General features: G+C 67.6%; 13 protein-coding genes and 1 tRNA gene. 7 read left to right on the plus strand and 7 right to left on the minus strand.

All coding sequences use genetic code 11. From position 1 onward, the window contains the following. Positions 1 to 236 precede the first annotated feature (236 nt). Positions 237 to 971 (plus strand): class I SAM-dependent methyltransferase, encoded by a 735-nt coding sequence (locus tag ACMX2H_RS10635; protein ID WP_414960510.1) that lies wholly within the window; start codon positions 237 to 239, stop codon positions 969 to 971. 57 nt (positions 972 to 1,028) lie between these two features. Here the strand turns inward: ACMX2H_RS10635 and ACMX2H_RS10640 are convergent, their stop codons facing one another. Next, positions 1,029 to 1,352: a DUF2516 family protein gene (locus ACMX2H_RS10640; protein WP_136787235.1), complete on the minus strand. Its 324-nt coding sequence runs from the start codon at positions 1,350 to 1,352 to the stop codon at positions 1,029 to 1,031. A 38-nt stretch (positions 1,353 to 1,390) separates the two neighbouring features. Next, on the minus strand, positions 1,391 to 2,557 hold the full coding sequence (locus ACMX2H_RS10645) for a trans-sulfuration enzyme family protein (RefSeq protein ID WP_414960467.1): 1,167 nt from the start codon (positions 2,555 to 2,557) through the stop codon (positions 1,391 to 1,393). Between the two features lie 81 nt (positions 2,558 to 2,638). On the opposite strand from ACMX2H_RS10645, the gene tmk reads away from it, so the two are divergent. The 6 genes from tmk to ACMX2H_RS10675 all read left to right on the plus strand — a co-directional run bounded on the left by tmk (position 2,639) and on the right by ACMX2H_RS10675 (position 7,875). After that, positions 2,639 to 3,289, plus strand: a complete 651-nt coding sequence (tmk, locus tag ACMX2H_RS10650) for a dTMP kinase (protein ID WP_414960468.1) — start codon at positions 2,639 to 2,641, stop codon at positions 3,287 to 3,289. Beyond that, a complete protein-coding gene (locus ACMX2H_RS10655) occupies positions 3,286 to 4,425 on the plus strand; it encodes a DNA polymerase III subunit delta' (protein ID WP_414960469.1) in 1,140 nt (379 codons plus the stop codon). The genes tmk and ACMX2H_RS10655 overlap by 4 nt, the downstream gene beginning before the upstream one ends. Before the next feature lie 45 nt (positions 4,426 to 4,470). Continuing rightward, positions 4,471 to 6,021 carry an alpha/beta hydrolase gene (locus tag ACMX2H_RS10660; protein WP_414960470.1) on the plus strand — a complete coding sequence of 517 codons (1,551 nt, stop codon included), beginning with the start codon at positions 4,471 to 4,473 and terminating at the stop codon, positions 6,019 to 6,021. A gap of 91 nt (positions 6,022 to 6,112) precedes the next feature. Then, positions 6,113 to 6,188, plus strand: a tRNA-Thr gene (locus ACMX2H_RS10665). Positions 6,189 to 6,324: 136 nt separating this feature from the next. Next, positions 6,325 to 6,939, plus strand: coding sequence for an FMN-binding negative transcriptional regulator (locus tag ACMX2H_RS10670; protein WP_414960471.1), 615 nt, complete (start codon positions 6,325 to 6,327; stop codon positions 6,937 to 6,939). A gap of 111 nt (positions 6,940 to 7,050) precedes the next feature. After that, positions 7,051 to 7,875: an arginase family protein gene (locus ACMX2H_RS10675; protein ID WP_414960472.1), complete on the plus strand. Its 825-nt coding sequence runs from the start codon at positions 7,051 to 7,053 to the stop codon at positions 7,873 to 7,875. Positions 7,876 to 7,886: 11 nt separating this feature from the next. Here the strand turns inward: ACMX2H_RS10675 and ACMX2H_RS10680 are convergent, their stop codons facing one another. From ACMX2H_RS10680 to ACMX2H_RS10700, 5 genes are all read right to left on the minus strand, one after another. Then, entirely contained in the window at positions 7,887 to 10,586 is a 2,700-nt protein-coding gene (locus ACMX2H_RS10680; protein ID WP_414960473.1) for a PEP/pyruvate-binding domain-containing protein, read from the minus strand. A 110-nt stretch (positions 10,587 to 10,696) separates the two neighbouring features. Further along, positions 10,697 to 11,170: a hypothetical protein gene (locus ACMX2H_RS10685; RefSeq protein WP_414960474.1), complete on the minus strand. Its 474-nt coding sequence runs from the start codon at positions 11,168 to 11,170 to the stop codon at positions 10,697 to 10,699. A gap of 4 nt (positions 11,171 to 11,174) precedes the next feature. Beyond that, positions 11,175 to 11,804, minus strand: coding sequence for a bacterial proteasome activator family protein (locus tag ACMX2H_RS10690; RefSeq protein ID WP_414960475.1), 630 nt, complete (start codon positions 11,802 to 11,804; stop codon positions 11,175 to 11,177). A 126-nt stretch (positions 11,805 to 11,930) separates the two neighbouring features. Further along, on the minus strand, positions 11,931 to 12,137 hold the full coding sequence (locus ACMX2H_RS10695; RefSeq protein ID WP_414960476.1) for a YbdD/YjiX family protein: 207 nt from the start codon (positions 12,135 to 12,137) through the stop codon (positions 11,931 to 11,933). Then, positions 12,124 to 14,421, minus strand: coding sequence for a carbon starvation CstA family protein (locus ACMX2H_RS10700; RefSeq protein WP_414960477.1), 2,298 nt, complete (start codon positions 14,419 to 14,421; stop codon positions 12,124 to 12,126). The genes ACMX2H_RS10695 and ACMX2H_RS10700 overlap by 14 nt, the downstream gene beginning before the upstream one ends. Between the last annotated feature and the right edge of the window lie 8 nt (positions 14,422 to 14,429).

Genomic DNA, 14,429 nt, shown 5'->3' on the forward strand with positions numbered 1-14,429 from the left:
TGCCGGCCGGCACCCGTGGCTTCCGGCGGGACGTTACGCTGACGGACGGCCCGGGACACGGAAGAAAATACCTGCGTGAGCTTCGGCACAATCGGTACCGCAGCGCCCTGTGCCGGACCGCCGTTCGCTTATTCTTTTTTCTCGTGCCCCAGACCGCCACGACCGCCACTCGGCCGATCCGCCGACCCATCGGAACCGTCACCCGAGGCACCACGAACCCCAACCGGCTGCGGCGAATGGACCGCTGGCTCGCCGGCCCCGAGGCCTCCCGGCTGCGCCGGGCCGCGGATCCGCTGGTTATCGACCTGGGCTATGGCGCCGTGCCGACCACCGCCGTCGAACTCCACCACCGCCTCTGCCGGGTGCGCGCCGATGTTGAAGTGATCGGCATTGAAATCGAACCGGCCCGCGTCGCCATCGCCAAGCCGCTGGAGCGTCCGGGCCTGAGCTTCCGCCAAGGCGGGTTCGAAATCCCGGTCTCCGGCCGGCGGCCCGCGGTGGTCCGCGCCTTCAACGTGCTGCGGCAGTACCGCGAAGCCGAATTCGGTGCAGCGTGGGACACCGTGTGCGGCCGGCTGGCACCCGGCGGGCTGTTCATTGACGGCACCTGTGACGAAATCGGACGCCGGGCCACCTGGATTGCGGTAGCTCCGGAAGGGCCGCTCTCGCTGAGCATCTCGCTGCGCTTCGGCGCGTTCGCGCGGCCGTCCGAGGTGGCCGAGCGGCTGCCTAAGGCGCTCATCCACCACAACGTCCCCGGCGAGCCGGTGCACCGCTATCTGCGGGCGCTGGACCGAGCCTGGGCGGACGCGGCGCCGCTGGCCGCGTTCGGTCACCGGCAGCGCTGGCTGGCCATGTGCAAGTCAATGCACGACGCCGGATGGCCGGTTTTGGATGGCCCCTCGCGCTGGCGCCTGGGCGAGATCACCGTCGCTTGGAAAGCCGTCGCTCCCAAACCGCTGTACGGATAACGCCCGGAATCGCCCGCGGGGTGGGCCAAATCAGTACAGCCGATGCGTGTTGCGCATTTACCAGGGGTAAGCCGAACCGCCGCCCTTGACCTCGATCAGCGCAGGCTTGACGTCTGCCAGGTAGACGCCGGCAGCAGCGGCGGCAGCCAACTGGAAGATCATCCACGTTCCCAGGCCGCCGGCTCCCAGAGCGGACAAGGCGCCCACGGCCGTGGCGGCTACCAGCACGCCCACCCAGAAGCCCTTGGTCTTCTTGAACGCGGCCTGAAAATAGTCGGCCTTGCGGCCCACACAATCCGCCAGCGCCCACAGTTCAATCACCAGGGCGATCAGCCCCAGGGCCATGTAAAGCCAGTACTGGATGTCGTAGGCAAGTTGCACGCCTTAAGACTAACCGGTGGCGGTATGTTTCGGCAGTCTCACACGTCGGCCGCGATGAGCGCCTGGTCCAGGTCCGCCCACAGGTCGGCAGGGTTCTCGATTCCTACCGACAGCCGCAGCAGGTTCTCCGGCACGCTGTCCGGCTCATTGACATGCCGTCGGCGCCGCTCGATCAACGATTCCACCCCGCCCAGCGAGGTTGCCGGCAGCCACAGCCGCAGCGCGTCGATGACCTTGTCCGCGGCGGCACCACCGCCCTTGACCTGGATGGCGATGATGGAGCCGAAACCGTCCATCTGCGCGGCGGCGCGGGCATGCCCCGGATCGTCGGGCAGGCCGGGATAGCGCACGGCCTCCACGGCCGGGTGCTGCTGCAATTTGCGGGCCAGCTCGCCGGCGGTGGCCTGGGAACGCTCGATCCGCAGCGCCATGGTCCGCACACCGCGCAGCGCCAGCCAGGTCTCGAACGGCCCGGCGATGGCCCCGTGCAGCGACCGGTGCACCAGCAGCTTGGAGCGCAGCTCTTCGCTGGACGTCACGACGGCGCCCAGCACCACGTCCGAATGGCCGGCCAGATACTTGGTCACCGAATGGACCACGACGTCGACCCCTGCCGCCAGCGGACGCTGCCCGAGCGGCGTGGAGAAGGTATTGTCCGCGACCACGAGGGCGCCCGCTTGGTGTGCGGCGCTGGCCAGCGCCTCCACTTCAGCGATTTCGAGCATCGGGTTAGTCGGGCTTTCCAGCCACAGCATGTCGGCGCCGCCCAGCTGCGCACGCACGGCGTCGGTGTCAGCAATGTCCACCGTGCGCAACTGCAGCTCGCCCCGCTCGGCCAATTGTTCGGCCATGGCCAGGCTGCCCTGGTAGCTGTGCCTTGGCATCACCAAAACGCCGCCGGACGGGATCAGCGACAGCGCGGCCGAGACGGCGGCCAGGCCCGACGCGAAGACGAGGCCGGGCAGCGCGGCGCCTTCCAGTTCGGCCAGGGTCTCCTCGAACGGGTCCCAGGTGGGGTTGGAGTAGCGGCCGTACGCGCGGTCCCCCTGGACCACTTCACCACGGCCGAAAAACGTGGAGGACAACACCACCGGCGGATTGACCGGAGCATCGTGGTCGCGCGGCGGCCGTCCGGCAGACACCACCACGGTGTCCGGCGCAAGATGCTCGGCATGCTGAAGGTCGCGGGAGGAAGCGTCGGTCATGACAGCAGAGTAGTACCGGCCGCCATGCACACGTTAACTGTGACCGTCCCGCGCCCCGGCGATTCCGGCTAGGCTAATCAGGTGAGTTCCGACCGCCTGCCCGCCAACGCCAGCGGCCTCTTCATCGCATTCGAAGGCGGGGACGGGGCCGGAAAATCGACCCAAGCCACCGCCGTCGAACATCGCCTGCTGGCCATGGGCCGCACCGTGCTCCGGACCCGGGAGCCGGGCGGCACACCCGTGGGTGAGAAACTGCGTGCCCTGGTGCTCGAACATGGCCATGGCGAGATCGATGCCCGCACCGAAGCGCTGATCTTCTCCGCCTCCCGCGCCGCCCACGTGGAACAAGTCATCCGGCCTGCGCTGGCGCGCGGCGAGGTGGTGCTGTGCGACCGGTTCATCGACTCCTCGGTGGCCTACCAAGGTGCCGGCCGCGGACTTGGCCTCGCCGAAGTCCGGGAACTGAACCTGTGGGCCACGCAGCGACTGCTGCCGGACCTGACCGTCCTGCTGGACGTCGCCCCGCAGCAGGGCCGCGACCGCCGTACCGCCGGTGACGCTGCCGAAGACCGTCTGGAGTCCGAACCGGACGACTTCCATTCGCGGATCCGCAGGGCGTTCCTGGAGCTGGCCGAAGCGGCCCCGGAGAAATATCTGGTCCTTGACGCAAGCGCCCCACGGGAAGAACTCACCGCCGCCATCATGGACCGGGTCCGGGAGCTGACACCATGAGCGTCTGGTCCGATTTGCCCGGCCAGAGCGCGGTGATCGAACAGCTGAGCCGCGCGGCCGCCGCCGAACGGCCCGCGCATGCCTGGCTGTTCACCGGCCCTCCCGGCTCCGGCCGCAGCAACGCCGCCAAGTCCTTCGCCGCCGCGCTGCTGTGCGAACAGCAGGATCCTGCCGAACGCGGCTGCGCAACCTGCCACGCGTGCCGCACCGTTTTGGCTGGCTCCAACGCAGACGCCACCGTGGTGGCCACCGAGAACGTGACCTTCTCCATTCAGGAGATGCGCGACCTGGTCGGCAAGGCACAGGACAAGCCGTCGTCGGGCCGCTGGCGGGTCATCATCATCGAGGACGCGGACCGCATGACCGAACGCACCACCAACGTGCTGCTCAAGGCCATCGAGGAACCGCCGCCGCGGACCATCTGGATCCTCTGCACGCCCAGCCCGGCCGACGTCTTGGTCACCATCCGCTCACGCTGCCGTCCGGTCAGCCTGCGCATTCCGCCCGCCGACGACGTGGCGGCGCTGCTGGTCCGCCGGGACGGCGCCGATCCCGAATTGGCCGGCTTCGCCGCCCGGGTCTCGCAAAGCCACATCGGCGTGGCCCGGCGTCTGGCCTCCGACGCGGACGCGCGGCACCGGCGCGACACGATTGTCCGGCTGCCGCTGCGGCTACGCGGCGTGGCCGATGCCGTCACCGCCGCCGGCGAGCTGGTGGATATTTCCAACGCCGACGCCGCGGCCGCTTCAGAACAGCGCAACGAGGCCGAACGCGAAGCGTTGCTGATCGCGCTGGGTGCACCGGAAAAAGGCGCCATGCCGCCGGCCATCCGCAGCCAGCTCAAGCGGCTGGAAGAAGACCAAAAGCGCCGGGCCAAGCGCAGCCTGAGCGACTCGCTGGACCGGGTGCTGATCGACCTGAGCACCTTCTTCCGCGATGTGCTCACTGTGCAACTGGGGACCGGCACCGAGTTGGTGAACGAATACTTGCGCGAGGACCTCACCAGCTATGCGGAACGATCCACCCCCGAACAGACGTTGGGCAGAATGGATGCCATCGCCCAGGCCCGGCAGCGCCTGGGGACCAACGTTGCCCCAGTCCTCGCCATGGAAGCCATGGCCGTCAGCCTGCTCTGAGTCTCCACTCGGAGTTTGCCCGCGCACTACCCAGGAGCCGCCCGCATGCCCAGCACCAGCCGTCCCGCATCACAGCTGCGCCATTCCGCCGCGGCGGTGCTGGCCGCCGTCGTACTTCTGCTGGGTACGGGTTGTTCGGTCATCGCGCCCGAACAGCCGCGTGAGCCGGCCGACCCGGCCAAGGTGACCGACGGTGTGGCCGAAGAGCTGGTGCCGTTCTACACCCAGGACGTTGATTGGAAGCAGTGCGAGAACGGCCTGGAGTGCGCCGACATTGAGGTGCCGCTGGACTACGCGGATGTTGGCGGCGAGAAAATCAAGATCGCGGCGATCCGCAGCGACGCCGGCGGTTCCGCCCAGGGGTCCATCCTGGTCAACCCGGGCGGTCCCGGAGCCTCCGGCTACGACCTGCTGCGGGACGGCCTGCAGACGATGTTCTCCGAGCAGCTCCGCAGCGAATACGATCTGGTGGGCTTCGACCCGCGCGGCGTACAGCGCTCCGCGCCGGTGACCTGCCAGACCGACGCCGAACGGGACGAGGCCCGGCAGACGGATTACAACCGCGATTCGGACGCGGATATCGAGCGGGCCATCGACGACGCCGCCAGGCTCGCGGCACAGTGCGCCGAGAAAACCGGACCGGTGCTGGGCCATGTGGATACGGTCAGCGCCGCCAAGGACATGGACATCCTCCGCGCCGTGGTCGGCGATGAAAAGCTGAATTACCTGGGCTTCTCCTACGGCACCTTCCTGGGGGCCACCTATGCCGGGCTCTTCCCGGAACGGATTGGACGGATGGTGCTCGACGGTGCACTGGATCCCGCGCTGAGCAACGAGCAGGTCACGCTGGGCCAGGCAGCCGCTTTCGAGGACGCCATCCACGCCTACGCGGCGTACTGTCTGGACAACGACGGCTGCCCGATGAGTGGCAGCGTGGACAACGCCGTTGACCAATTGCGGGACCTGATCCGCTCCGTCGAAGAGAGCCCGCTCACCGCGCCCGACGGACGCCTGGTGCCCGTCGGCACCTTCGTATCCGGCATGCTGGTCCCGCTGTACGACGACGCCAGCTGGCCGGTCCTGACCCAGGCCCTGACCACCGCGTTCCGGGGCGACCCCAGCAGCATGCTGTTGCTGGCTGACGCCGGCGCCGGACGCGATCAGGACGGCCACTACACCAACAACACCACGGACGCGTTCACCGCGATCAACTGCCTGGACTACCCGATGGTGAGCGATCTGGCCGGCATGCGCCAGGACGCCAAGGAACTGGAGCAGGCCTCCCCCACCATCGGCCGCTACCTGGCCTTCGGCGGCGCGAACTGCAGGGACTGGCCGTACGAACCAACGGGCGAACGCGCCCCGATCCATGCCGAGGGCGCCGCCCCCATCCTGGTGGTCGGCACCACCGGGGATCCGGCCACTCCCTACGAGTGGGCCGAATCCATGGCCTCGGAGCTGCAGTCTGCCACGCTGCTGACCTACGAGGGTGAGGGACACACGGCGTACGGGCGCGGGAACACCTGCATCCGCGAGGCCGTGGACAGCTACTTCACCGACGGCACTATGCCTGCCGAAGGCAAGGTCTGTTCCTAGGCCACCGCGGGCGGGCCCGTTTTGACCGGCCCGCCACGGCTCCCATATAGTTGTTCTTCGTGGATTCAGCCCGGCAACGGTGCGGCGTCCCGCCTCCTTAGCTCAGTCGGTAGAGCGTTTCACTCGTAATGAAAAGGTCGCCAGTTCGATTCTGGCAGGGGGCTCCAGCAATCCCCCTAGGCCCCTGGCTCCTAGGGGGATTTTGTTTCCCTCGGGACACCATCAAGCGAAAGTGGGATGCTGGCCCGGTAGGCACCTGTGCCCGCTGGCCTGCCTCGGTGCCTCCACGAAAGGAACTTGCTGATGCGGCATACCCCCGCCTACCTGATGACCGATCCTGCCGAAGTGAAGCGCCTGATCCGGAACAACCCTTGGGCCACCTTCGTCTCCGGGACAAGCAACGGGCTGGTTGCCTCGCACTATCCTGTGTTGCTCGAAGAAGACCGGGAAGAGATCACCATCGTCAGCCACTTTGGCCGCCCCGACGACACTTTGCACGAGCTTGGCAGCCACGAAATCCTCGTCATCATCCAGGGTCCGCATGACTACGTTTCGCCCAGCTGGTACGCGCCGGGCGATCTGATTCCCACGTGGAACCACGTCACCGCGCACTTGTACGGAACGCCGGACATCCTTAGCGACGACGAAAACTACGACATGCTCAGCCGTCTCACCGACCACTTTGAGCAGCACCACCCGGGCGGCCGGCGCCTCAGCGACGACGAAGAGCGAACCCGCCGCACCTCCAAGGGAACGGTGGGGCTGCGGATGCTCGTGGAACGCTTCGGTGCGAGGGCGAAGCTCAGCCAGAACAAACAGCCCGGCGTGGTGCAGAACGTGATCGCCCAGCTGGAGCATCACAACCCTGCCCTGGCCCAAGAGATGCGACGAACGAACGCTCCGTCCGCCGGCGAGTGAGGCCAGGACCCGAGGCGTTAGCGTTTCGGTGGCCGTCACAGCTTCAGGAAGAATGGAGAAGCCCGCGCTGCCTGGCCGGTCCTGACGCCGTGTTGAGAAAGAAGGACAATCTTGGACTACCGCCTGATCATCAATCAAGGCAGGGTCGCCGATCGTACCGACGGCGCCCTCGTCGGGGCGCGGAAGGCCGGACACGCCTTGGCCGAGCACCTGTCGGTCGAGCCGACCATTGTGGGTCAACCCTCGCCGGCGGCCCAGGACGACTGGCGGCCGGCCCTTGACCAGGCAGCGGACACCCTGCGCGCACTCGCCGCCGCTGTCAGCTCAACCTTGGATGCGGCCGGGGTGCCGCTGTTGGTCACCAACACCTGCGCGGCCAGCCTGGCCACCTTGCCCGTGGCCGCGGAACGGCTCCCGGACGCCGTGTTCCTGTGGATCGATGCCCACGGCGACTTCAATACCCCGGACACCACCGAGTCCGGCTACCTGGGAGGAATGGCGTTGGCGGGCGCCTGCGGACTGTGGGACAGCGGCCACGGCGGCTCCGTGGACCCGCGGAAGGTGATCCTGGTCGGAGCACGGGATATCGACTCCGCCGAGCTGGCACTGCTCCAGCACGCCGGGGTGACCATCCTGTCGCCGGACCAGGCCACCCCGGGGGCCGTGCAGGAGCTGGTGGCCGGCCGCCCCGTCTGGATCCATGTGGACTGGGATGTGCTCGAGCCCGGCTACATTCCCGCCGCCTACAAGATTCCTTCCGGACTGCTGCCCGGCCAGGTCGCGGCGATCTTCGCGGCACTGCCCACTGAGAGCATCCGCGGCGTCGAGCTGGCCGAGTTCGAGGCCGGCGACCCGGACGTTCCTGAAGCGCTGAGCGTCGAGCTCATCGTGGAGACCTTCCAGCACCTGCAGCAGCCGTTGGAACTGCACCGCTAAAGCGGCCGGGCCTAGGTAGCGGCCGGGTGCTCGATCGTGACGGTGCCGGCATCGCCGTCGACGTGGATCGGCTCGCCGCTGGCGATGCGTTGGGTGGCCACGCCCGTGCCGAGCACGGCGGGAATGCCGTACTCCCGCGCCACGATGGAGCTGTGGCTCAAGGGGCCGCCGACATCGGTGACCACGGCCGAGGCCATCGCGAACAGCGGCGTCCAAGCCGGCGTGGTGATGCGGGCAACCAGGACGTCTCCGGGCGTCATCCGGGCGAAGTCCTCCGGCCCCTCGAGGACCTGTGCGGAAGCGCTGACCCTGCCGGGACTGGCCCCGATCCCTTTGATGGTGCCGCTGGTCTGCTGGGTACGTGCGGGCATCATTGACCCGAAGGCCCGGTCCATCAGCCTGCTCTCCGGCAGCATTTGCGGAGCGGCTGCCTTGAGCTGGCCCCGCCACAGCATCTTGCGGTTCTCCACGGCGTCGGCCCGGACCGGGCGGTCCGCTCCGGTAATGGCCACCGGAGGCGTGGCGGGAGGCTCCGGAACGCCCCGGTCTTTCCCGACTTCCCGGGTCCGCGGTGCGGCGAGGCCGAAGTCGACGGCACTAACCAGCTCCCGATGACGCAGCCAGAAGACGTCGGCGGGCTCTGCAATCACAGCCGCGTCGGCGAGCCGTTGTCCTAGCTCCAGCAGCATCCGGCGGATCAGCGGCCAGGCCAGGCCGACGTCGGCCAGAGCGTCCTCGCGGATGGGCGCGGCCTTCTGCGCCCAGCGCAGCAGCCGGAAGAAGGCGGCGGCCCGGCGGGTCCGTCCCAGCCGGGCGGCAATGCGGGTGGTGTGGTCCTCCCTGCGGGCGGCCGACATTCTCTGCCGCTCATACGGGTCCTGGCCCTGTCCGCGCAGGTAGAACTTCACCGTTTCTAGCAGCGGTGAAGGATCGTCGGCCGGCACCGGATGAACGAAGTCGAGGTTGTAGACCGCATGGCCAAACCGGTCGAGGTGGGCTTGGAACCGTGGCTGCCATTGCCGCCACAGTGCATCGTCGAAACCGGCAGGAGCGGACCCGGTGCGCTGCGCGTCGGCCAGTGCTGTTGCCGGTGCACCGAGGAGTTCCGGGGCCAGTCCCGGCACCCCGCGGGCCCAAGCTGCGAGGTCGTAGAGGGACTTCTCGGCCCGGATGGGTTCGCTGTCGAAGCCCAGCAGGAAGGTCACTGCAGGGGGATCTTCCTTGCGGCGGACAACCTTACTGTAAAACGCCCGGAAGGAGAGTTCGCTGGTCGCGGCGGTCGGGATCACGGACTGTACCGCCGTGTAGTAGACGGTGCAGGCATCCAGCAGCGACTGCACGCCCTCCAGCAGTTCCTCGCCGGAAAGCTCCGGTATCGGCTTCGCTGACCAGTCCGCCACAACCTGCTCGTAGCGCGGGTGGGAGAATTCCCGCCACCCGGTGATGCCCAGATGTTCCTTGCCGCGGACCAGCGCCCCGACGGCGGGCAGCGTCCTGGCCATCAACCGGACCATCGCCCAGTTCCGGTAGAAATAGTAGGCGTAGCCGTTGACGGTGGTCAGTCCTACGTCGGTCTCCCGGATGGTGTTGCTTCCCAAGACCTCGGCCATCAGCGCGCTCAGCGACCGGGACACCGAGCCGTCAATCATGTCGGCGAACAGCGGCGAGAGCGGGTCCGGCAACTGTTCTACGATGCTGGCGCGGAAGTAGAGCCCGTTCCGGTAGGGCACAGTCCAGCTATCCGGAGGCTCGGCCGCCGGCTCCGGCAGCGCCGTGATGGGCCGGGATTGCAGGAAGAAGAACCCGTCACCGGTTCGTGCCCACTCGATGTCCTGCGGCGCCGCGAAGTGCTCCGCAATGTGTGCTCCGTAACCGGCCAGTGCCGCCGCGTCCCGATCGTCCAATACCGGCTGGCGGCGACGCTCCTGCGGCACCGGTTGCTCCCGGGAGCCCCGCTCCGCGTAGACGGTCATGGTGTCCTTGTCCGCCGTCCGACGCGAGATCACCTGGCCCGACTCCGCGTCGACGACGATGTTGTCCGGGGTGACCGTTCCGCTGACCACGGATTCGCCCAGCCCCCAGGCTGCGCTGACCACGATCTGGTCGCGGCGCCCGTTGGCCGGATTGGCGGTAAACATCACCCCGGCTGCATCTGCGCCGACCATCCGCTGGACCACCACCGCCAGCCGCACCGATTCGGGTCCGATGCCTTCGCGCGCCCGGTAGGACATGGCCCGGGCGGTCCAGAGCGAAGCCCAGCAGCCGGTCACGGCCGCGGCCAAGCCCTCCGTCCCGTGCACATTCAGATAGCTGTCCTGTTGTCCGGCAAAGCTGGCCGTAACGAGGTCCTCGGCGGTGGCGGAGGAACGCACTGCCACCGTGGCGCCCCCGTCACCGAGGCTCTGGTAGGCGGCATCGAGTTCAGCGGCGACCTCCGCCGGCATGGTCCCGCTGGTGAACAGGGTCCGGATCTGTTCCGAGGCCCGCTGGTAGTCCGGCATCGCCGCCTGCGGACCCAGCATGGCCAGTTCCCGGATGCGCGCCGCCAGGTGGTTGGCGTCCACAAATGCCATGTAGGCCTCGGTGGTCAACACAAATCCGTCAGGCACGGGGACGCCGGCCCGACGCAGGCCGCCCAGGCCCACGCCCTTGCCGCCGACCGCGGCAAGATCCCCGTCTCCCACATCGTCGAGATTGTTGATGTAGGTCATGAGCGCGCGTCCATTCCGCCCGGAACCGGGCCGTCCACACTGGCACCTGATTGCCAACATGATGGCACGTCCGGATCCAGCAGGCCATGGTGCTGATGGGCTGAGGCCGGTTAGCGCTGCCCTGCGCCTCCGCGCTCCTGGCTGGTTAGCAGCCGCTCGGCTTCGGCCAGGTCCGTTAGGACGACGGCGGCGTGCCGGCGCACGTTTTCGACCCCGACGTCATAGCCCTGCGCGCCGCCGAGCCTGGCCATGGCTGCCGCCTGTGCAGTGGCGGCCAGCGAGTTGCCGGCTCTGGACAGGCTCCGGTGGACTTCCGCCAAGGGGCCGCCCGGGATGTCCAACCCGTCCGTGGGATGCATGGATTGCGCTGCCACACAGCAGTTGCGCACCCGGGGCAGCAGCCCGGCCATTTGGTTGGCAATCGGCAGCAGCTCGCCATAGAGAGCGTCGTCCTGCACGCCCTCGAGGATCTGGTGGTAGCGCTCCAGGGCGCGGCGGAAACGGTCATGCGCACGGCGCCAGATACCTTTGCCGAGGTCCTTGTCGTCCCGGCGGGCCTGCCGGGCAGCGCCGAAGAGCGCCACGGAGCTAGAGGTACTGCCCGGGACCGAGGTGGCGTTCGCCGCTTTGGCCGGCGTTCTCCCCCTCCGCTCCGGGCGCGCGGCGGGGTTCGCCGTCGTCGCCAATCACGACGCCCGGTGCGATCATGGTGCCCGGCGGCAGCTGGCGCATCTGCATCCGCGCCGCCATTTGCTGGTTAATCGCCTGCTGGGCGGCGATCGCGGTCTGGATGCCGTGGAACAGGCCTTCGAGCCAGCCGACCAGCTGTGCCTGGGCAATGCGCAGCTCGGCGTCCGAGGGCGTGGAGTCATCGGTGAACGGCAGATTGATGCGGTGGAGTTCCTCGACCAGCTCCGGCGCCAGCCCATCCTCAAGTTCCTTGACGGACCGCTCATGGATCTCGGCCAAGCGGGTGCGGGCCGCGTCATCGAGCGGGGCGCTGCGCACTTCCTCCAGCAGTTGCCGGACCATGGTGCCGATCCGCATCACCTTGGCCGGTTCGTCAACCAAGTCTGCGAGTTTTGAGCCGCCGCGGCCGCCCCGCGGAGCGTCGGTGCCGGCTTCCTCGGGCTGCGGCTCGCCGTCTTCCGGGCTCCGGCCGGACAGTGCGCCGACGATGACCGGTTCTTCGGGCTGCGGCGTCTGCTCTTCGCTCATGTTTTTATCTTGCCAGAGACAGCCAGCCGGCGCAGACCAGATCCGGGCTGTTCCGGGACACAACGGTGCCCGCACCGAAACGTTGGTCAACGCTCAGGTGCGGGCACCGCCGTCGTGCTTGGCGCGTCAGCAGCAGCGGCCCTGCGGGTTGTTTTCCTGCCGGTCCGTCTTGTCCCGCCAGAATTCGCGTTCGCTCATCGGTTCCGTGCCCGGGTGTGTCCGCCGGTGGTGTTCCAGGTAGTCCTGGTAGGCGTGCTCGCCCATCACCCCCTTGAAGTACCAGGCGAAGCTCCGCCAGCCGCGCCGCGCTTGGGGCCAGTTAATGCTCGACATTGTGTTCCCGTCTGATTTCTGCGGGCAGTGCGTTCCACTGCTTCTCCAGATCCCTCTCCGGCCGGGTGGCCAAGAGGCCCGCCGGCGCGTAGGTGCCGGAGACGATCGCCGGGTCCTCGTGCGACGGTTCCCCGCCCAGCCGCCAGGACTTATAGGCGGCGGCCAAGGCGGTGGCGATGACGATGATGGTCAGGACCACGAAGACAATGGACAGCGTGCCCTGCACCGCGGTGTTGCGGACCACTGCCTCCATTTCCTCCACCGTTTTGGCGTTCCCCAAGCTGGTCTGGCCGGCGGCCAGGGCTTCGCGGTTGGCGATGTTGTTGGCCCAGTAGCCCACCTTGACGTCCGGGCTGAAGATCTTCAGGATCGAGGCCCAGACGGTGATCAAGGTCACGAACGCCAGCGGCAACCCGATGATCCACAGGTACTTGAACGCCCCGCGCTTGGCCGCGATGGCCAGGCAGACTGCGAGCGCGATGGCAGCCAGCAGTTGGTTGGCGATGCCGAAGAGCGGGAAGAACGTATTAATGCCGCCCAATGGATCGGTCACGCCCAGGATCAGTATGTACCCCCAGCCGGCCACCATGATGGCGGTGCAGATCCAGACGCCGGGTCGCCAGGACATGTTCTTGAACTTCGGCAGGACGTTGCCGATGGTGTCCTGCAGCATGAACCGGGCCACCCGGGTTCCGGCGTCAACAGCGGTGAGGATGAACAGCGCCTCGAACATGATGGCGAAGTGGTACCAGAAGCCCATCATCCCGACGCCGCCGATGAGCCCCTGCATGATGTGCGAGAGGCCGACGGCGAGGGTCGGGGCGCCGCCGGTCCGCGAGACCACTGACTCCTCGCCGACGTTGCGGGCCAGTTCCGTGAGCATGTCAGGCGTCAGGTTCACGTTGGCCAAACCGAGGCCGTTGACGAAGGCTACCGCGCCTTCCACCGTGCCGCCGGTCGCCGCCGCGGACGAGTTCATCGCGAAGTAGATGCCGCGGTCGATTGAGATGGCCGCGACCAGCGCCATGATCGCCACGAACGACTCCATCAACATGCCGCCGTACCCGATGATGCGCGTCTGCTTCTCTTTATGCAGCATTTTGGGCGTGGTGCCGGACGAAATCAGGGCGTGGAACCCTGAGATCGCGCCGCACGCGATGGTGACGAACAGGAAGGGGAACAGCGATCCCGGGACCACGGGCCCGTCGGAACGGCCGGCGAACTCACTGAACGCCGGGACGTTGATCTCCGGCCGGACCAGCACGATGGCCAGGGCCAGCATCAGGATGGTGCCGATCTTCATGAAAGTGGAGAGATAATCCCGCGGAGCAAGCAACAGCCAGACCGGCAGCACCGCGGCGATGAAGCCGTAGATGATGATGCCCCAGGCGATGGTGGTCCGGTCCAGCGTGAAGATTGCTGCGCCCCACCCCGTTTCGGCGATTGCGCCGCCGCCGATGATGGCGGCGATCAGCAACACGAAGCCGATGACGCTGACTTCGCTGACCTTGCCCGGCCGCAGGAAGCGCAGGTAGACGCCCATGAAGATGGCGATCGGAATGGTCATCGAGACCGAGAAGACGCCCCAAGGCGACTCGCCCAGGGCGTTCACGACCACCAGGGCGAGGATCGCCACAATGATGATCATGATCGTCAGGGTGGCAATTAGAGCGGCGGTGCCGCCGACCACGCCGAGTTCCTCGCGGGCCATCTGACCGAGGGAGCGGCCGCCGCGGCGCATCGAGAAGAACAGCACCAGGTAGTCCTGCACGGCGCCGGCCAGGATGACGCCGATGATGATCCACAGGGTGCCGGGCAGATAGCCCATCTGCGCAGCCAGGATGGGCCCGACAAGCGGACCGGCTCCGGCGATGGCGGCGAAGTGGTGGCCATAGAGCACGCGCCGGTCCGTGACCACATAATCCTTGCCGTCGGCCTTGTACTCGGCCGGCGTTGCGCGACGGTCGTTGGGACGGGTGAGCTTGTTCTCGATGAACTTGGAATAGAAGCGGTAGGCAATGAAATACGAGCACACCGCGGCGAAAACGAACCAGATCGCGTTGATCGTTTCACCCCGGGAGAACGCAAGGAAACTCCAGCTCACGGCGCCCAGCAGCGCAATGGCGACCCAGATGACGATCTTGGTGGGAGTCCACTTCGATTGCTCGGCCTCAGCGGCCGGATCCAAGGCAACCGGCGGAAGGTTCGGGTCCTGCACCAGCAGGTCGGAGTCCGGGTCCTTTCCGGACTGCCCGGACAGGGCTCCGGTGGGTTTCTCACTCATCATGCTCC

Origin of the sequence: Arthrobacter sulfonylureivorans, assembly GCF_047607445.1 — a bacterium.
Classification (GTDB): Bacteria; Actinomycetota; Actinomycetes; order Actinomycetales; family Micrococcaceae; genus Crystallibacter; species Crystallibacter sulfonylureivorans_A.

Excerpts from the sequence above, each read along its gene's own strand:
- ACMX2H_RS10645 (WP_414960467.1), bottom strand. The coding sequence starts at position 2,557 with ATGACCGACGCTTCCTCCCGCGACCTTCAGCATGCCGAGCATCTTGCG.
- ACMX2H_RS10700 (WP_414960477.1), bottom strand. The coding sequence starts at position 14,421 with ATGAGTGAGAAACCCACCGGAGCCCTGTCCGGGCAGTCCGGAAAGGAC.
- ACMX2H_RS10690 (WP_414960475.1), bottom strand. The coding sequence starts at position 11,804 with ATGAGCGAAGAGCAGACGCCGCAGCCCGAAGAACCGGTCATCGTCGGC.
- ACMX2H_RS10660 (WP_414960470.1), top strand. The coding sequence starts at position 4,471 with ATGCCCAGCACCAGCCGTCCCGCATCACAGCTGCGCCATTCCGCCGCG.
- ACMX2H_RS10680 (WP_414960473.1), bottom strand. The coding sequence starts at position 10,586 with ATGACCTACATCAACAATCTCGACGATGTGGGAGACGGGGATCTTGCC.
- ACMX2H_RS10695 (WP_414960476.1), bottom strand. The coding sequence starts at position 12,137 with ATGTCGAGCATTAACTGGCCCCAAGCGCGGCGCGGCTGGCGGAGCTTC.
- ACMX2H_RS10635 (WP_414960510.1), top strand. The coding sequence starts at position 237 with ATGGACCGCTGGCTCGCCGGCCCCGAGGCCTCCCGGCTGCGCCGGGCC.
- ACMX2H_RS10670 (WP_414960471.1), top strand. The coding sequence starts at position 6,325 with ATGCGGCATACCCCCGCCTACCTGATGACCGATCCTGCCGAAGTGAAG.
- ACMX2H_RS10655 (WP_414960469.1), top strand. The coding sequence starts at position 3,286 with ATGAGCGTCTGGTCCGATTTGCCCGGCCAGAGCGCGGTGATCGAACAG.